At 41.5% G+C, this 18,573-nt stretch carries 12 protein-coding genes; 6 read left to right on the top strand and 6 right to left on the bottom strand.

Annotated elements, in window-relative coordinates:
• Positions 1-169 precede the first annotated feature (169 nt).
• The 4 genes from ndhD1 to AACU25_RS02910 form a co-directional block, all read right to left on the bottom strand.
• Positions 170-1,744, bottom strand: coding sequence for a photosynthetic/respiratory NAD(P)H-quinone oxidoreductase subunit D1 (gene ndhD1, locus AACU25_RS02925; protein ID WP_096573832.1), 1,575 nt, complete (start codon positions 1,742-1,744; stop codon positions 170-172).
• Between the two features lie 267 nt (positions 1,745-2,011).
• A complete protein-coding gene (locus AACU25_RS02920) occupies positions 2,012-4,111 on the bottom strand; it encodes an NAD(P)H-quinone oxidoreductase subunit 5 (RefSeq protein ID WP_096573831.1) in 2,100 nt (699 codons plus the stop codon).
• Between the two features lie 558 nt (positions 4,112-4,669).
• A complete protein-coding gene (locus AACU25_RS02915; RefSeq protein WP_096573830.1) occupies positions 4,670-5,050 on the bottom strand; it encodes a thioredoxin family protein in 381 nt (126 codons plus the stop codon).
• 405 nt (positions 5,051-5,455) lie between these two features.
• Positions 5,456-6,172, bottom strand: a complete 717-nt coding sequence (locus AACU25_RS02910) for an NnrU family protein (RefSeq protein WP_190445947.1) — start codon at positions 6,170-6,172, stop codon at positions 5,456-5,458.
• Between the two features lie 217 nt (positions 6,173-6,389).
• Here AACU25_RS02910 and AACU25_RS02905 point away from each other — a divergent pair, with 217 nt between their 5' ends.
• The 4 genes from AACU25_RS02905 (at position 6,390) to AACU25_RS02890 (ending at position 11,765) form a co-directional block, all read left to right on the top strand.
• A complete protein-coding gene (locus AACU25_RS02905) occupies positions 6,390-7,403 on the top strand; it encodes a LysR family transcriptional regulator (protein ID WP_096573829.1) in 1,014 nt (337 codons plus the stop codon).
• A gap of 223 nt (positions 7,404-7,626) precedes the next feature.
• On the top strand, positions 7,627-9,024 hold the full coding sequence (locus AACU25_RS02900; RefSeq protein WP_096573828.1) for a serine/threonine-protein kinase: 1,398 nt from the start codon (positions 7,627-7,629) through the stop codon (positions 9,022-9,024).
• A gap of 196 nt (positions 9,025-9,220) precedes the next feature.
• Positions 9,221-10,261, top strand: coding sequence for a PstS family phosphate ABC transporter substrate-binding protein (locus AACU25_RS02895; RefSeq protein ID WP_096573827.1), 1,041 nt, complete (start codon positions 9,221-9,223; stop codon positions 10,259-10,261).
• Positions 10,262-10,718: 457 nt separating this feature from the next.
• A complete protein-coding gene (locus AACU25_RS02890) occupies positions 10,719-11,765 on the top strand; it encodes a PstS family phosphate ABC transporter substrate-binding protein (RefSeq protein WP_096573826.1) in 1,047 nt (348 codons plus the stop codon).
• A gap of 28 nt (positions 11,766-11,793) precedes the next feature.
• On the opposite strand, the gene AACU25_RS02885 is transcribed toward AACU25_RS02890, so the two are convergent.
• Complete coding sequence (locus AACU25_RS02885; RefSeq protein WP_015137174.1) at positions 11,794-12,552, bottom strand: Crp/Fnr family transcriptional regulator; 759 nt, start codon at positions 12,550-12,552, stop codon at positions 11,794-11,796.
• 220 nt (positions 12,553-12,772) lie between these two features.
• Here AACU25_RS02885 and AACU25_RS02880 point away from each other — a divergent pair, with 220 nt between their 5' ends.
• Positions 12,773-13,732 carry a DALR anticodon-binding domain-containing protein gene (locus tag AACU25_RS02880; protein ID WP_190445948.1) on the top strand — a complete coding sequence of 320 codons (960 nt, stop codon included), beginning with the start codon at positions 12,773-12,775 and terminating at the stop codon, positions 13,730-13,732.
• Between the two features lie 313 nt (positions 13,733-14,045).
• On the opposite strand, the gene AACU25_RS02875 is transcribed toward AACU25_RS02880, so the two are convergent.
• On the bottom strand, positions 14,046-14,921 hold the full coding sequence (locus tag AACU25_RS02875; RefSeq protein ID WP_096573825.1) for a Cof-type HAD-IIB family hydrolase: 876 nt from the start codon (positions 14,919-14,921) through the stop codon (positions 14,046-14,048).
• A gap of 641 nt (positions 14,922-15,562) precedes the next feature.
• Between AACU25_RS02875 and polA the strand changes: the two genes are divergently transcribed.
• The gene (gene polA, locus AACU25_RS02870) at positions 15,563-18,487 is read left to right on the top strand and encodes a DNA polymerase I (protein WP_096573824.1); all 2,925 of its coding nucleotides are present in this window, start codon (positions 15,563-15,565) and stop codon (positions 18,485-18,487) included.
• The last annotated feature ends 86 nt before the right edge of the window (positions 18,488-18,573 follow it).

Here is an 18,573-nt window from a genome sequence, read left to right as displayed (position 1 = left end):
TTATCACGAATAACGCATTCTATTTTGGGCTTTGTTGCGTTGCGCTGCGCGACAACACACTCTACATTTATGTTTAATCTTATAGCGATGTTTTTGTTTTATAAATAAAAAAGGGCGGGTTACATACCCGCCCTAAAATTAATAGTCATATCAACTATCAATCTTGAATTTAGTTACCAATTTGTGGCGCAGCTAAAGAAACCTTTGGTAATTCTTTTTGCTGTGCTAATGTTGGTACTGAATCGCGCAATCTTTCTGTTAGCTGCACTGTTGTAGAATCATACATTTGAGTTAGCAGCTTCGGATAAAAACCAATCCCAATTATTGGGACTAACAAACAAGCAATGATAAAGACTTCACGAGGTTCGGCATCAATCAATGCTTGGTGAGAAACTAACTCTTCGTTCTCTTGACCGTAGAAAATTTCGCGTAACATTGAGAGCAAATAAATTGGAGTTAAAATCACCCCAACTGCCATCAAGAATACCACGATGACTTTAAATGTGGAGCTATATGCATCGCTGGTAGCAAAGCCAACAAATATCATTAATTCTGCTACGAAACCGCTCATTCCTGGCAATGCTAAAGAAGCCATAGAACAGGTGGTAAACATGGCGAAAATCTTCCGCATTCTCTTACCTACACCACCCATTTCATCCAACATGAGGGTATGTGTGCGGTCATAAGTTGCACCAACGAGGAAGAATAAACTTGCCCCGATTAAACCATGAGACACCATTTGCAATACTGCCCCACTCAATCCTAAATCTGTGAAAGAGGCAATACCAATGGTGACAAAACCCATATGCGAAATTGAAGAGTAGGCAATTTTTCGCTTCAGGTTACGTTGGGCAAATGATGTCAGGGCGGCGTAGATGATATTTACGACCCCCAAAATCACTAACACAGGTGCAAAATAAGCATGGGCATCAGGCAGCATTTGAGCATTCATGCGAATTAAGGCATAACCACCCATTTTCAGCAGAATACCTGCCAGCAACATATGTACTGGCGCTGTAGCTTCACCGTGGGCATCTGGTAGCCAGGTGTGCAGAGGGATAATAGGCAACTTAACAGCGTAGGCAATTAAGAAGCCAGCATACAGTAAAAGTTGGAAATTGAGGGCGATGTCTTTTAAAGCGAGCGATCGCATATCAAATGTGACCGTATCGCCATAAAAGGCCATTGTCAAAGCGCCCAGTAAAATAAACAGCGAACCGCCAGCAGTATACAAAATAAATTTGGTTGCTGCATATTGCCGTTTTTTACCACCCCAAATCGCCAGCAGTAGGTACACCGGAATCAATTCCAGTTCCCACACCAGGAAAAACAACAGCATATCCTGGACGGCGAACACAGCGATTTGACCGCCATACATCGCCAATAGCAAAAAGTAAAATAGCCTGGGTTTAAGTGTCACAGGCCAAGCTGCTAAGGTCGCCAGGGTAGTAATGAATCCAGTCAAAATAATCAGGGGCATGGATAAGCCATCAGCCCCGACTGACCATTTCAAATCCAATTGCGGTACCCAGGCGTAACTCTCTACCAACTGCAAATCGGGGTTGGAGAAGTCATAGCCTGTATAAAAAGCGTAAACAATCAGTGCAAAATCAATCAATCCCACAATTAAGGCATACCAGCGTATGGTTTTGCCGTCCTTATCTGGGATGATGGGAATCAGTAGCGACGCGGCTATCGGTAACAAGATAATCGTCGTCAGCCACGGGAAGTTAGCTGTATTCATCGCCGTTCGCCTGCAATCAAAATCATGTTTGGCAAAAAGTCACTAGCTATTAAGTAGCAGCTTTTTTGAGATTTAGTCTCCCTTGTTAGGTTGATTTAACAAAAATGAAGAAAGATGAAGGTAGGTCAATCGATTCACCCGCCTTCATCTCTATTAAACATACTATTTGGCTATTCACTAGAAAATCAGATGATGAATTGTCGAAGGAGTGCTGACTCTGAATTATTTTCTGAATTCAAACTCAGAATTCAGCACTCAGGATGGCACTTAGGTAATACCAAAGAAAATCACTAAACCCAACACAGCCCCAAAGATAATTAAGGCATAGAATTGAGCACGACCATTTTCCAGGTATTTCAGCCCTTCACCACTGACCAAGGTGAAAAAGCCCGTAAGGTTAACAGCACCATCCACAACGCGGAAGTCAACTTCCATAACTTGTCTAGCTACGCGACGCAAGCCCATCACGAAGACGCGATGGTAAATGTCATCAAAGTACCACTTGTTGAGGGAAAGCTCATACAGTGGTTTGATTTTCGCTGCGATCGCCGCTGGGTCGATTTTACCGCGCAAATACATTAAGGAAGCCAAGGTAATCCCAATCAAGGAAATACCTACAGAGGCCCCTGCCATAATGTAAAATTCCGTCGGGTTAAACTCGGCAGCTTTTTCCAGTACTTCGCTTAAAGTTTCGGTGGGTGGGAAGATGAATTCCTCAAAGTAATTGGCGTATGGTGTGCCTACCAAACCAATCAAAATCGAAGGTACGGCTAAAACTGCCAAAGGTAGGGTCATTGTCCAAGGCGACTCGTGGGGAGTATCACTGTGGTGACCGTGGGATTCATGGTCGCCATGATGTCCACCAGTTGCAGCTAATTCGCCTTTTTTCATTGCCCCAGGCCCAAAAGTCGGGGCTGGTTCACCTGATTCTAATTCCAAGATAATTGTCGAAGCTTTCTTCAACTTGTCTTTGATTTTCTCGTCAGTACCGCGGAATTTGCCTTCAAATGTCGAGAAATACATTCTAAACATATAAAAGGCGGTAATTCCAGCAGTTAGCCAGCCAATAAGCCATAAAAATGGGTTAGCTTCAAAAGCCTTGCCGAGAATTTCATCTTTTGACCAGAAACCAGCGAAGGGGGGAATACCAGAAATTGCCAAGCAACCTATTAAGAAGGTAATGCCAGTCACTGGCATATACTTACGCAATCCGCCCATTAAGCGCATATCTTGAGCTAATGCGGGGTCATGACCTACGACTCCTTCCATGCCGTGAATCACGGAACCGGAACCCAAGAACAGCATCGCCTTGAAATAGGCGTGGGTCATCAGGTGGAATAATCCCGCGCTGTAGGAACCTACTCCCATCGCCATCACCATGTAACCTAACTGGGAGATGGTGGAGTAAGCTAAACCCTTTTTGATGTCATTTTGGGTAATAGCAATTGTCGCCCCTAAAAAGGCCGTAAATGCCCCCGTAAAGGCAATGACGTTCATGGCGGCGGGCACATGTTCAAAAACGGGGTACATCCGCGCAACCAAGAACACCCCAGCAGCCACCATTGTGGCGGCGTGGATTAAGGCTGAAATGGGGGTGGGGCCTTCCATCGCATCCGGTAGCCAGACATGGAGAGGAAATTGCGCTGATTTTGCCACCGGGCCGAGGAAAACTAAAATCGCCAACAGGACAGCCAGAAAATTGCTGATGGAACCCGATTGTACAAGTTCGCCCAGGCGATCGCCCATGACACCAAAATCAAAGCTGCCTGTGGCCCAAAATAGCCCCAGAATACCAAGTAAGAGACCGAAGTCTCCCACACGGTTAGTTACAAATGCTTTTTGGGCTGCATCTGCTGCTGACTTGCGATCGTACCAAAAGCCGACCAACAAGTAGGAACACATCCCCACTAGTTCCCAGAATATATACACCTGCACCAGGTTGGAACTGACTACCAGTCCCAACATTGAGGAGCCAAATAAACTGAGATAGGAATAAAACCTGACATATCCTGGGTCATGAGCCATATAGCCATCGGTATAAACCATGACTAAAAAAGCGACCGTGGTCACAATCACCAGCATCACAGCTGTTAGGTGGTCGATTGTGTAGCCCATACTCAGGTGAAAATTGCCTGCTGCTGCCCATTCTAGGGTACGGACATAAGTTGGATGTCCTTGAATTTGACTCCACAGCAAGGCAAACGACAGCCCCATCGCTGCTCCCATTAAGGAGATAATCACTACAGCGTTCAGCTGCCGCAGGCGGTTTGTCACCTGATTTAACGAAATTAATCCTAGACCGACCAGCATTGCCCCGAAAAGCGGCAATACAGGAATCAGCCAGGCATATTGATAGATTACTTCCATCACTGACGCGTACTTTTAGGATTCTTGACTAAGTTAAAACAGTGCTGCTGACGGTCTTCAGAGGACTAGAACAGAGAAAGAAGTTAAGAGACACTGCTGTGGCTTCCCCCAGGATGGGTCTGAACCGCAGGGACTTGTAGACATGATCCAGGGGGCTTCCCAAAGAGTAGCAAACAAGTTGCATTTTCCCAACCCAGGCAACTGCAGTTAGTGCTAGGTTTCTCGTAGTTTTCCGAATGGCTTGCCGTTGGTTAGGGTAAACATCTTAACTTTCAAGCAATCTCCGTTACGGTCAACTATCCGTCCTCAGGCAACTGTCAGGTCGAACTGTTAATAATTGTGACACACACCCTTTAGCATAAAATACCCCACCGGTAGGGATTGCGGTGGGGTGTTAAGCTTGGTTTTAGATTTGCTTGATCAAATTAATCATTATATAGTCAACAGTCAATCAACTTTGGATTTAGTATTTGGGATTTTCGATTGATTCCCAGAATTAATCCTGAGGCTTCTACCTCAGAAGTGAAAAATTTTGCATTAAAAAATCAGCGACTAGACTTAGCGACAGCCTAAGTCTACGGTTTTTGGGCTATTGTAGCTCACAGAGCGATCGCTATAGCTCACTTTAATTTCTTCTAGCGCTCTGCGTAAATCATCTCTGCCACGAAAACCCTCAAGACGATGCTGGATGGTGCCATTCTCAATCAACAGTAAAGTGGGCAGTGACTTTAAGCGATAAGTGGTAGAAAGTTTAAAATTTTGGTCAGCGTTCACACCAACTAATTTTATTTGCTCCTGACATTCGTCTTGAAATTGTAATAACAAGGGGTGGATAATGCGGCACAAGCCACACCAGGGTGCTTCAAAATTTACTAAAACCGGAATTGGAGATTCTAAAACTTCTTGAGTAAATGTCCGCTCACTAACCGACAACACCATGATGCCTCTAGAATTATAGGGTTTTTAATCAAACTAATTATCAGCAGTAGTGGCATTGGCAAGCAAGTTACTGCCGATAGACGCTCTATTGGATACAAAATAGTTAGACAAAATTGAGCGCGTTGATTGCGGCGCTGAGATCAAAGCCAGCGCGACATTCACGGTTACTTTTTTGGATTTTCAAGTCTTAATAGCCACTATTATCTGACAATTTAGACTAGAGATGCTATTTCTTTCCTAGCACAATGTATTGTTTAGCAACTATCAATTTCAAATCTCAAACCGACTCCATACACCCCCACTCGCAGCTATTTGAATTTATCGTACATTGATTTGGTAGCAATGGATAATTTGATATTTTCATCTATTTGAGCATTATCTTCTGATATCGGGGATCATCTAAAGCTACCATGTTAACTTACTAGTTGCTGCCAATAACAGGGGGTGCGACCACCAAAGCAATGCCACAAAAATTGCTACTCCTAAATAGGCAGGACGGAGAAATTCTGCCAATTTCAGAGATTGACGACCATCAATAATTGCTAAAAAGGGAATAATTGAAGTCCGTTGTTTGACAATTTCAAAAGCTTCACCATAGCGTTGAGTGAGGCGGCGATCCCCGTGCCAAACACCAAACAAGTGATGCAGCACCAAACCAATCGAGGTAACTAGGGTAAACGTGGTACCTAACCAGAGGGTATGAGCAACACACCAAATTATTTGTCCTACCATTTGGGGATGACGGGAGATGCGAATAATTCCTGTTTCGTAAAGATGAACCTCAGGCTTTTGGATGGCGGCAATTTCTAGTAGATTGAATGTAGCAGGATATAAAAATATAAAAGAAATCGCCGACAGCACCCAAACTAAAATTTGTACACCAGGTACATCTTTTACCTGCCAAAGTTGCAAACCATCATAACGGTGATTAAAAAAGTAAATAATTAATATTACAGCCAAAGGCAGGCTGACTAAGGCAAATAAAATCCGATAAAGCCTTGGCCCAATGTATTTTTCTGCCACAGGCCGTAAAGCAGCACCACCACTGTGCGCGATCGCAAAAACTAACTGTAACCCCAATATGACAAAATGACTGGGGGTTAACCAAGAAGTCAGCATCATAACTTATACGTAGGTGAAGTAAATTAAAGAAAAATTAGATCAGTACCACAAATACCACAAAGTATTCAAAAGGGGACTTTAGTCAAGATGTTGTGCTACTGTCTGTTTCGAGTCAATCTTCCCAGTTTAAGATGCAATTAATCACACTGATCAATCTCAGTGTGAAATGCTGATTTCTTGCTAAAGCCGCTCCTTTCTTGTTTGTAGGTTTAGCCTTATGTCTGACCTTCCTTTCACTTTAGATCAGTTACGTATTCTCAAAGCGATCGCCCTAGAAGGGAGCTTCAAGCGCGCCGCTGATAGTCTTTATGTTTCTCAACCTGCTGTCAGTTTACAAGTGCAAAACTTAGAACGGCAGCTAGACGTACCTTTATTTGACCGTGGAGGACGACGTGCTCAATTAACAGAAGCTGGACATTTACTTCTCAGTTACGGGGAAAAAATCCTGAGCCTGTGTCAAGAAACCTGTCGCGCTATTGAAGATTTGCAAAATCTCCAGGGTGGCACTTTGATTGTCGGTGCTTCTCAAACCACTGGTACCTATCTGCTACCGAAGATGATTGGGATGTTTAGACAAAAATATCCTGATGTGGCTGTACAATTACATGTCCACTCAACGCGGCGCACAGCTTGGAGTGTCGCTAACGGACAGGTGGATTTAGCAATTATTGGCGGTGAGATTCCTGGAGAATTAGCTGAGTCTCTGGAAATTATCCCCTACGCCGAAGATGAACTGGTGCTGATATTACCTGTGTTTCATCCCTTAACCAAACTGGAAACTATTCAAAAAGACGACCTTTATAAACTCCAATTCATTGCTTTAGATTCCCAATCCACTATCCGCAAAGTTATTGACCAAGTGTTAGCACGCTGTGAGATTGATACTAGGCGGTTTAAAATTGAAATGGAATTAAATTCCATAGAAGCCATTAAAAATGCCGTGCAATCGGGTTTAGGGGCTGCTTTTGTTTCAACCTCCGCCATTGCGAAAGAGTTACAAATGGGTGTATTGCACTGTGCCCCGATTGAAGGGGTTGTAGTGAAGCGCACACTTTGGCTGATTTTTAATCCCAATCGCTATCGCTCTAAGGCAGCAGAGGCATTTAGTCAAGAAATCTTGCCCCAGTTTGCTACCCCTGGATGGAACCACAATGTGTTAAAATTGACACAAAAAAATTTAATGGTCAATACATTGGATGCAGTAATACCAAACTCCACTGACGAAGACTAACCTCTGGTCATTAGTTATTAGTCATTAGTCATTAGTCATTAGTTAAAAAGACTATTACCGCTGCCTAAGAAATCCAAAGAGCCAGTGCGTTAGGTAACTTGATTTGGAAAAACTGACACTCACAAGACTTTGATTCTAGGCTCTACCACTGTGTTGGAAATAACTTGATTTACGCACGCTGTACTATGGACTACTGACTATGGACTATTGACGAATAACTAAAATGGAAGTTTACTGCACTCGTCCACGCTGTCCACGTCCTCAAAACTATTTTGCGGATTTGGATGATCACACGACGCTCAAAACAGCACAACAAAAATACTGCACTGCCTGCGGAATGCCATTGATGCTAGATGGTCGCTATGTGCCCATCAAGTTGTTAGGTAGAGGCGGTTTTGGAGCAGCATTTTTGGCACTCGACCGCCGGATTCCAGGAATGCGCCAATGTGTAGTTAAGCAGTTTCAACCTACAGGGAATTTAACATTGACTCAACTGCATCTCGCACAACAGTTATTTGAAAGAGAAGCAGAAGTTTTAGCCCATATAGGCAACGAACACGACCAAATACCCGATTTATTTGCTTTTTTTCCGATTACAGTTCAGGGCTTGCAATCAGGACAGCAAGACCAATTTTTTTATTTAGTACAAGAATATATTAATGGAGAGAATCTTGAGGAAGAATTAATTAAAAAAGGGAAATTCTCCGAACAGGAAATTTTCGAGGTACTGCAAGAAATCCTCAAGGTACTAAAGTTTGTTCATGAGCGCGGCATTATCCATAGAGATATTAAACCCTCTAACATTATGCGCCGTCGTGACGGCAAACTTTTTTTATTAGATTTTGGTGCAGTTAAGCAAGTGACTAATTCTCCAGCTGCTGCTTCCACAGGAATTTATTCTATGGGATTTGCACCACCTGAGCAGATGGCCGGAAATCAGGTTTTCCCCTCTACAGATTTATATGCTTTAGCTGTAACTGTTCTGACTTTGCTGACTGGCCAGGAAGCAACTAAGTTATTTGATGGCTATAGTAATCAGTGGATCTGGCGCACGCTAGTAAATGTGCAACCACGTCTAGCGGAAATTTTAGATAAGATGTTACTACCTGCTGCCAATCAACGCTTTCAGTCAGCGCAAGAAGTTTTAGATGCACTGGCTGGAATTAGTACATCAAAGTTAACGCCACCAACACAAATTTCACCCAAATCTAGGACATTACCACCAGTCAAAAGTTCTCCCGCTGTTGTTTCACCATCGCTACCACCAGTAGCAACTTTTTCGACTTGGGAATTATTAGCAGGCGCAGCTTTTAGCGGATTTGAAGGTGCATTAATTGCGATCGCTCTTTTTAGTTTGTTACATAACTTAATTACTACTCTCAGTGTTTCCGCTTTGATTTTGGGGATGCTAATTTTCGCCCAAACTAGAAGGTGGATTGAAAAGTTAGATTTATTAATTATTCCCGGAATTACTTTTGCGATTATCTTTTTTCTGCCTTTATTACGCAGTGAACTTGGCATTCAGCAAGTAGTTGTGTTGGCAATTGCTGCTGCATTAGTAAGTATTGCACTCACTGCACTATTTCGGTTGATTTACAAATTGCTTTCCTTAATTCTGTGAATCATTAGCAGTCTGATGAAATTCATTTTAGAGGTTAGCTATTTTACAATTTATTAAATCAGCTTAATAAAATGCAAATTATTTATTTTTTAATATTTATCGCAGCGAATAACAATTAAAGCTTAACCTTCTGTTAACCTTTAAACATCTTCAAAATGGGACATTGCCTGTATATCTACAAATCAAAACTACAACTATGTCGCCACGGAACGGAACGAATGAAACTGGTGTTTTGGTTTTAACTTTGACCATCACACTAGGGTTAGTGGGTGTTGTATTTTGGTGGTTGGCTAACAACTCTGGTGTAATTGAGAGTTTTACTAATAATTCTTCCCGCCAAGTTTTTCAGCCGCAGAATGACATTACTCAAACAACAAATGCTTTTCCTTCAGGATTATTTAGTTATGGGGGAAGCACCACTTGGGCCCCCATTCGCAAAGAAGTAGAACCAGGAATGCAAAAGCTATGGCCCCAGTTTCAATTACGTTACACAGATCCCACAACTGGTGCGCCTGGATCTGGTACTGGGATTAAAATGCTGTTGGATAACCAGTTGGCTTTTTCTCAGTCATCTCGCTCATTGAAAGACGAAGAATATCAGAAGGCTCAACAACGGGGATTTAAACTCAAAGAAATTCCAGTAGCAATTGATGGGATTGCGATCGCAGTTCATCCCAGCCTCAAAATTCCTGGTTTAACTCTGGCACAACTTAAGGATATATATACGGGTAAACTGACTAACTGGCAACAGGTGAATGGCCCCAATCTACCGATTACACCTTACTCCCGCCGTTTAGAAGAGGGAGGCACTATCGAATTTTTTGATCAAAATATTATGGCAGGTGAAAAATTTGCTGCCAATGTCAAGTTTATCGCCACTACAACTCAAGCTTTAAAGGAAGTCGCCAAGAATCCTGGCGCAATTTATTATGCTTCTGCTCCGGAAGTAGTTGGACAATGTAGTGTTCAACCTTTACCCCTGGGACGGACATCAGATCAAATCATTCCACCTTACAAAGAACCTTTTGTTCCTCTAGAACAATGTCCGCAAAAGCGTAACCAGATAAATACCACTGCCTTTCAAAAAGCTGAATACCCGATTACTAGGCGGTTATTTGTCATTGTGAAACAAAATGGACAAAGCGATCAGCAAGCTGGAGAAGCTTATGCTAATTGGCTGCTGACACCTCAAGGTCAAGAATTAATTGCTAAAGCTGGATTTGTCAGAATTCGCTAATAAAATATTGGTTATATAAATTACACCTTAAAACAGCTAATCAATTTTGGATATTAGATTTACTCTTAGCTTTATTAAAGATTTAAAGCCCAAAATATTAAATTATATTTCGGTGATTTCCTTAGTTAAAAATATAGCGGTTCTCACTCCCGTGCCATACAATCTGGCAAGGACAAGGAATTAGTGCAGTAGGGATTATTCAACCCAAAATCACGCTACTGGCTACAACGCGGGAAATCTCCGCAACACATTGGCTCAAAAATCTCACAGTTTTCTCATACCTATTCCCTAAAATTCAACAACACATTAAAACTTAAAAACTTAGATTCTGTCAAAGCTTATTAATTTTGAATTGTGTTTGCCTTTGGCGTTCCCTTAGCGCAGCTTCCCCGTCAGGAGAAGAGTATTTTGGATTGGTCTCACACTTGTATTTAATCGACATACAGGCTAATGTGCTATGTCTCAAAAAAATGAAACACCTATTCTGGTTTTATCTCTATTAATTACCGTTGGGTTAGTAGCTGGCGGTTTTTGGTGGTTTACCAGAAATAATAATTTTAAGCTTAATCAAAGTATTTCTAAAAATACAAATCAGCCCCAGGCGGCAACCGAAAAACCTAGTGGCAAAACTTTTGCTGATGTTCAAAATGTCCCTATAGGATTATTTAACTATGGAGGCAGCACATCTTGGGCACCAATTCGGCTGACGGTTGACTCAGCAATTACAGCTACCAAACCTGAGTTTCGCTTGCGTTATGTAGAGCCTAGCAATGCAGCTCCTGGTTCTGGTACTGGTATACAGTCACTCATTGATGGTCAACTAGCTTTTGCTCAATCCTCTAGACCACTTCTAGATCAAGAATTAAGCCGTGCCCAACAACGCGGTTTTAGCCTTAATCAAATTCCCGTGGCAATTGATGGGTTAGCTGTAGCAGTTAATGCCAACCTCAATATACCAGGTCTGACTTTAGACCAACTGAAGTCTATTTACACAGGCAAGATTAATAATTGGAGCCAGGTTGGAGGGCCAAATCTTCCCATCAAGCCTTACTCCCGCAGTATAAATGATGGCGGTACAGTAGAGCTTTTTGTCCAAGACATCTTGGGTGGTCAATCTTTCGGATCTCAGGTGGAATTTATCTCCACAACCACCCAAGCCTTGCAAAAATTGGCTGGTAGTCCTGGCGGTATCTATTACGCTTCTGCCCCAGAGGTGGTTACTCAATGCTCAATTAGACCCTTACCGTTGGGGCGGACGCAAGGGGCATACGTTCCTCCTTACCAAGAACCATTTGTCCTCCCGACTGAATGTCCTGGTAAACGAAACAAATTGAACATTGAGGCTTTCCAATCCGGAAAATACCCGATTACACGCAATCTGTTTGTGGTGGTCAAACAGACTGGTCAAACCGAGCAGCAAGCAGGTGTTGCTTATGCCAACTTACTTTTAACTGAGCAGGGGCAGGAATTGATCGCCCGATCTGGGTTTGTCAGAATTCGCTGACACCTGCTATTGATAGCAGATCTGAGCTTTAGCTAGCTCGATTAATCGACTCTGCTGGTAAGCAAATCAAATTATCCCCTTGGGTCAGGATTAAGCCACGCTGACGTAATTTGCCCATCAACCGGGTAACAGTAACACGAGTTGAACCGATGGCACTACCAATTTGGGCATGGGTCAAGGGGAAAGGCAGGCAATAGCCACGAATCACATCGGGATCAGTTTCGCTCATAGCCGGCTCGCCGTATTCCTCAATTAACAAGGTGAGGAATCCTAAGAGACGGTCAATTGTGCGGCGTTGTCCCAAGGCACTCAGCCACAGCAACTTCCGTTGGTGCTGATAGCGGAAGGCATCCATAACTTCGCGACGGAAGTGGGGCCAGTTATCTAAGTCGTGCCAGTACATCCACAGCACTGCTGTTTGGTCTACATGAGCGTAAGCCTGAAGTGTGAATGGTGACTGAGCAACAATTTCAAACGGTTGTCCGGCTCCAACAAAACCCAAGAAAGCTTCTTCTGGGGTTCTGTTAATGCGTCGAGATGTTAACTGACTAGCAGTAGCGCTGACTTGGGCGGTTCCTACCATCCGGATCGCACCCCTTTGCACCAAATATAGCAATCCAGGGCGAGCTGGAATGCGCTCATCTTTGCTGAAGGTGCGGCAGCGGTAGTGTTCTTGAGCCCAATCAAGAATTCGTTGCCAAGTCAAAAACGGACGTGAAGCCTCGGAAAAAGAGGATGGAGATTGCATAGGTAACAAAGAGCGTTCGGCTGAAGACAAAGACGACATAAAAAGGTGCAAGGAGTGTCTTTGTGTTGGCGAGTTCGGCTTAACGCCTAACAGCGCCAGCCATTCAAAGAATAGAAAGGAAATTACTCCCTACTCTTTTGTTATACTTCTTACTGTACAATGATGGTAGTAAAGTTTACCCTCTATTCATTGAATATTCATCAAATTTTATTCTACTCTCATTTTTCTTTATCTAGAAGAAACTTATAACTTTTGATAGATGACAGAAAATCGATACATTGGCGATAAAGCTGTCTTCATCGATAATTACGTGCATTTAAATTTACTAGTTAGCAAATACACAGCTATAAAACGGTTAATATACAGTTGTCTGTGGAAATCACTGAGTGTTTATACCTGTAACCCAGAATTAGAACGCATAAAAGATGCGAAATTTCCTCTATATAAAGGTAGAGATGATAAAAGAATTTTATATATTTCGGGTGTAGCACTCAAGTTAGAAAAATCTCAGAATCAAAAATCTTTAGATATAGCTCAGGCGATCGCAGCTAATTTATCAGAGTGTGACGGAGACGTTTTTCATATTCAAATTGTTCCCCCTGGCTGGATTCATTTGGAATTGACTCACCCTGCTTTAGCAGCTTGGTTACAAAATTTGGCTATGGGAGTTTTTAGGGAACGAGAAATCGCCAGCAATGAAAATCTTCCCGTTAGCAATTCAAGACGCTTATTTGCTGTACAATATGCTCATGCACGCTGTTCTTCCCTGTTGCAACAGGCGCAGCGAGAAGGATTAATTAAACTGCAAGAAGTGCTTTTAGATACAGAAAAAAATATTGACCTGCAAAAAACATCACTCAGCAATTCAATATCAGCTGATTGGAGTGTTAGATTTCCCAGTCCTATACCTTGGCTAGATAGCGAACAAAAGCTTCGCCTCAATCACTCAGCTGAAGGTCGTCTGATTAATGAGTTAGTGCAAGTAGTAGATGATTTAGAGTGTCATGCTATTAACAGCACAGTTAATTGGGAACAAGCTGCGCTGAATTTAAGCCAAGCCTGGGAAAACTTCTGGCGCGAGTGCCGCATTTGGGGCAAAGTCAAAACTACCTCACCAGAACTAGCTCAAGCCAGATTGGGATTATTGATGGTGACTCAATCTGTGTTCAGGTTATTACTAGAAGAAAAACTGGGGTTGTTTGCTCCCAAAGAATTATGAGAAAGTTTTATTAATAAACTGTAAAACAAAAATAAAGCTTAAAAAGCTCAAATACAAAGTTATTCGTTGTTTATCAAGCACAAAGTTATTCAGAATAGGATTAAGATTTGAAAATGATCAATTGATGGATTTCTCAGTAAACCCACTAACGAAATCAATAAAAATTTACAAAGCAAATATTGACTCAATCAATACCATCAGCTATATTATCTGGTGTGTGAGGAGCGAACCAGCAGGGGCACCGAGACGAAACACGGCCAGTCGTCGGTGTCCTTTCTGATTTTATATAGACTTACATTTTAAAGATTGGCTCTTAGGATAGTAAAAATTGTTCAATTGCTACAGCAGCGCCATCTTCCTCTACAGTAGGCGCTACCCATTGGGCGATCGCTTGCACTCCAGCAGGAGCATTGCCCATAGCGACACCAATGCCAGCATACTCTAACATTTCCACATCATTGAAGTTATCTCCAATAGTCATGACATTAGCAGCTTGTAATCCTAGTAATTCTTCAGCTAGGTAACGCACCGCAGTTCCCTTATTTACAGAGGCGTGAGTCGCCTCAAAGAAGGTTGCAACTGATGTTGTGAGGTAAAGTTCAGATGGGGTGTATTGAAGGCGTAAATTGCCTAAAATGCTGTCTATGACATCGGTGTCATCACACAAAGCTAAGACCTTTGTTGGTTCATTTGTTAAAACTTGACGTAAATCACCCACAGGCGTTGCGGTAATTCCAGAACGTTGAGCGTAGATTTTAGTTTCTCTAGTTAATTCCCGCACATAAAGTTGGTCATTGATATAAAAATGCACAGACAATAGCGATCGCAACTCTGGCTGTTCAAAATAATCTAGTAGCTTGTGAGCAATTTCCCGAGAAACAGTCAAATGACGATGAATTTTTTGGGTAGCGGGGTCTTGAATCCAAGCACCCTGATAAGCTGCTAAGGGTAAGATAGAGCCAATAGCTTCGTGAAAGCGTAAAGCTGAACGATACATTCGACCAGTTGCGATCGCCACTTGAATTCCTCTTGCTTGTGCGGCGGCGATCGCGCGCTTTACAGGTTTACTGATAGTATTAGACTTGCCAGAAATCGTACCATCGATATCTAAAACCAGTAGTTTAATTTCTGCTTGATCTACAGCCTGATGATCGCTAGATACAAGATTCTGAGCAGATGCTTTAGACATAAAAATCCCCAAGATTTGAAATTCTCGTCAGACATTTTGGCATTGTATTAAAATCTTCACCTAATTCTGCTCAATCTTTGGCATCTAATTTGTATGGAATTCTTCAAGATTAAATTTCTGGCACAAATGTTTGAGAACCAGAATTTTAAGCCTCTCGCATACTGCAAAGCAGAACTTGCAGAGTCGGTACAAAAATGCCAAGAGTCACAACCTGTTTAGTCAGCATAATCTGATGGAAGCAGGAGGTTTATTGAAGTTCGTTGTTTAATGACAGGCAATATTAATGCTCTTATATCCTAAATAATTAGATAAAAATATTTTAATTTGTAGTGATTTTGCTACGAAAATTTAATTTTTTATATTCAAAATTCTACTTCATTAAGTCATTGAAAAAACTTAACAGTTAAGAAAAATATTGAAAAGCTTAATAATAAAAACGCTACAATTTCTGAATTAGTCAGAAGAAGTTAAATTTTCAGTTTTTATAGTTTTGGTATTAGTAGGAGCGCTGATACAATGATTGATCCTGCTCAAAAAGAGCCATGTCTACGCAGCACTGTACTGAATTGTACAAGCAATCGTTTTGATGCTGAAGCTGCGTCGTCGGTACTTGGATGTAAGCTTCTAGCTAGAATAAGGCTATGTCTCAAACTTCTTCTACAACAACACGCCCCACATTTATCCTCGTAGATGGACACTCACTGGCGTTTCGTTCTTACTTTGCTTTTGCCAAAGGACGAGATGGCGGGTTACGTACAAAAACGGGGATTCCTACCAGTGTATGTTTTGGCTTTATCAAGTCCCTACTGGAAGTCATGACAACACAACAGCCACAAGCAATGGCGATCGCGTTTGATTTGGGCTTACCGACTTTCCGTCATGAAGCAGACGATACCTATAAAGCCGATCGCCCTGGGACACCAGAAGATTTCGTCCCCGATTTAAAAAATTTACATGAGTTGCTTGCAGGCTTCAATCTGCCCATTTTCACGGCTCCCGGTTACGAAGCAGATGATGTACTGGGGACTTTAGCACAGTTAGCCACTGCAGCTGGCTATAAAGTGAAAATTCTTACAGGCGATCGCGATTTATTTCAACTCATAGATTTAGAAAAACAAATTACTGTTTTAAATTTTACTCCAGATGCCTGGAAGCGCTCTACAAATGGCATCACAGAATTTGGACCAGAACAAGTTCAAGAAAAACTGGGCGTTTTACCTACACAAATCGTTGATTTTAAAGCTCTTTGTGGTGATAAATCAGATAATATCCCCGGTGTCAAAGGAATTGGAGAAAAAACCGCAGTACAGCTACTTAGTACTTACGGTTCCTTAGAAAAAATTTATGCTGCATTAGATGAAATTAAAGGAGCAACTCATAAGAAACTAGTAGAAGGGCAAGAAGATGCTCAAAAGTCACACTATTTAGCCAAAATAGTTATTGATGTTCCTTTAGAAGTTAATTTAGAAGATTGTAAATTAACAGGATTTGATCAAAATGTCCTTGTACCAATTTTAGAAAAATTAGAATTTAATCGCTTCTTAAAACAAATCAACGAACTTCAGCAAAAATTTGGCGGACAAGTTGTAGAAGTTGCAGAAGTTTCAACACCAACAACACAAATCAACAGTAATGATGAAGATGATAGTGATTTGTGGTTTTTTAGTGCTGCTGATACAGCAGCCGCTAAACAAAAGCCAGATTCCGCAATCCAACCACGCATTATTGATAGTGAAGCCAAACTTAGCGAATTAGTAAATCTCTTACAACAATTTACCAATCCAGAGACACCCGTTGCTTGGGATACAGAAACCACTGATTTAGAACCACGAGACGCTGCTTTAGTAGGGATTGGTTGTTGTTGGGGAAGCAACCAGGATGACATGGCCTATATTCCTGTTGCTCACAAAACAGGGAATAATTTAGAGCTAGATAAAGTACTAGCAGCACTACGTCCCATTCTCGAAAGTGCTGATTATCCGAAAGCTTTGCAAAATGCTAAATTTGACCGCTTAGTTCTGCGGTGTCAAGGCATAAAATTGGCAGGAGTGGTTTTTGATACCATGTTAGCCAGTTACTTGCTAAATCCAGATGGTAGTCACAATTTGAGTGATTTAGCTTATAGATATTTAGGTTTAACTGCTAAAAGTTATGTAGATTTAGTTCCTAAAGGCAAAAATATTGCTGACTTAGATATTCCAACAGTGGCAGATTACTGTGGGATGGATGTCTATTCTACATTTGGATTAGTCCCAAAATTACGAGAGGAACTAGAACAACTGCCGAAGTTATATCAGTTATTACTAGAAGTTGAGCAGCCACTAGAACCAGTTTTAGCGGAAATGGAATACACAGGTATTTGCGTTGATTCTGGATATCTTAAAGAACTTTCCCAGCAGTTAGAAATAGATTTAACCAAGTTAGAAACAAAAGCAACAGAAATTGCTGGCGAAAAATTTAACTTGGGTTCACCCAAACAATTGAGCCATATATTGTTTGAAAAACTAGCTTTAAGTACTAAGTATTCCCGCAAAATCCAAACAGGTTACTCTACAGATGCAGCGACGTTAGAGAAACTGCAAGAAATTGATCAAACTGGTTTTGTGGATGCTTTAATTGAGTATCGTACTCTTTCTAAATTAAAGTCTACTTATGTGGATGCATTGCCAGCATTGGTAAGCGAAAAAACTCATAGAGTGCATACAGATTTTAACCAAGCAGCAACATCTACTGGTCGCTTATCTTCCTCTAACCCTAATTTACAAAATATTCCTATTCGGACAGCTTTTAGTCGCCAAATCCGCAAAGCATTTTTGCCAGAGCCAGGCTGGTTAATGGTAGCAGCTGATTACTCACAAATCGAGTTAAGAATATTGGCTCATTTAAGCCAAGAACCAGTTTTAGTCCAAGCCTATCAGCAGAATGAAGATATTCATACTGTAACGGCGCGCTTAGTGTTTGAAAAAGAAGATGTCACATCAGACGAACGCAGATTAGCAAAAACTATCAACTTCGGCGTAATTTATGGTATGGGTTCTTTGAAATTTGCCCGTTCAACTGGAGTAGATAAAGCCAACGCCAGCGAATTCATTAAGCGATTTAACGAACGCTATGCACAAGTATTTGCATATTTAGAGCGTGTCAAAAAAGAAGCGATCGCCCAAGGTTATGTAGAAACAATTCTCGGTCGTCGTCGTTATGTTGAGTTTACCAGCAATAATTTACGCAAATTAAAAGGTAGCAATCCAGATGATATTGATTTGAGTAAATTGAAGAATCTGGGTGCTTATGATGCTGGGTTACTGCGTTCTGCTGCGAATGCACCAATTCAAGGTTCTAGTGCCGATATTATTAAAATTGCAATGGTGAAACTCCATGAGATTTTAAGTAAATATCAGGCAAGATTGTTATTACAAGTTCATGATGAATTAGTGTTTGAAGTTCCACCCCAAGAATGGGCAGAATTACAACCACAAATTAAGTCAGCAATGGAAGGTGCGGTCAAGTTGAGCGTGCCATTATTAGTAGATGTACGTGCAGGTGATAATTGGATGGAAACTAAATAGAAATATGGGAACTCAACACAATAAATTATTCTGCGAATCCTCAACTTTTTGATTTCATCAGAGTCATAAAAGAACAATAAAAAAGC

Source organism: Tolypothrix tenuis PCC 7101 (assembly GCF_963874875.1).
Taxonomy (GTDB): Bacteria; Cyanobacteriota; Cyanobacteriia; order Cyanobacteriales; family Nostocaceae; genus Aulosira; species Aulosira tenue.
This window is presented reverse-complemented; position numbering and strand designations above follow the sequence as displayed.

Excerpts from the sequence above, each read along its gene's own strand:
- AACU25_RS02880 (WP_190445948.1), top strand. The coding sequence starts at position 12,773 with ATGACAGAAAATCGATACATTGGCGATAAAGCTGTCTTCATCGATAAT.
- AACU25_RS02885 (WP_015137174.1), bottom strand. The coding sequence starts at position 12,552 with ATGTCGTCTTTGTCTTCAGCCGAACGCTCTTTGTTACCTATGCAATCT.
- AACU25_RS02910 (WP_190445947.1), bottom strand. The coding sequence starts at position 6,172 with ATGATGCTGACTTCTTGGTTAACCCCCAGTCATTTTGTCATATTGGGG.
- AACU25_RS02920 (WP_096573831.1), bottom strand. The coding sequence starts at position 4,111 with ATGGAAGTAATCTATCAATATGCCTGGCTGATTCCTGTATTGCCGCTT.
- AACU25_RS02915 (WP_096573830.1), bottom strand. The coding sequence starts at position 5,050 with ATGGTGTTGTCGGTTAGTGAGCGGACATTTACTCAAGAAGTTTTAGAA.
- AACU25_RS02905 (WP_096573829.1), top strand. The coding sequence starts at position 6,390 with ATGTCTGACCTTCCTTTCACTTTAGATCAGTTACGTATTCTCAAAGCG.
- AACU25_RS02900 (WP_096573828.1), top strand. The coding sequence starts at position 7,627 with ATGGAAGTTTACTGCACTCGTCCACGCTGTCCACGTCCTCAAAACTAT.
- polA (WP_096573824.1), top strand. The coding sequence starts at position 15,563 with ATGTCTCAAACTTCTTCTACAACAACACGCCCCACATTTATCCTCGTA.
- AACU25_RS02895 (WP_096573827.1), top strand. The coding sequence starts at position 9,221 with ATGTCGCCACGGAACGGAACGAATGAAACTGGTGTTTTGGTTTTAACT.
- ndhD1 (WP_096573832.1), bottom strand. The coding sequence starts at position 1,744 with ATGAATACAGCTAACTTCCCGTGGCTGACGACGATTATCTTGTTACCG.
- AACU25_RS02890 (WP_096573826.1), top strand. The coding sequence starts at position 10,719 with ATGTCTCAAAAAAATGAAACACCTATTCTGGTTTTATCTCTATTAATT.
- AACU25_RS02875 (WP_096573825.1), bottom strand. The coding sequence starts at position 14,921 with ATGTCTAAAGCATCTGCTCAGAATCTTGTATCTAGCGATCATCAGGCT.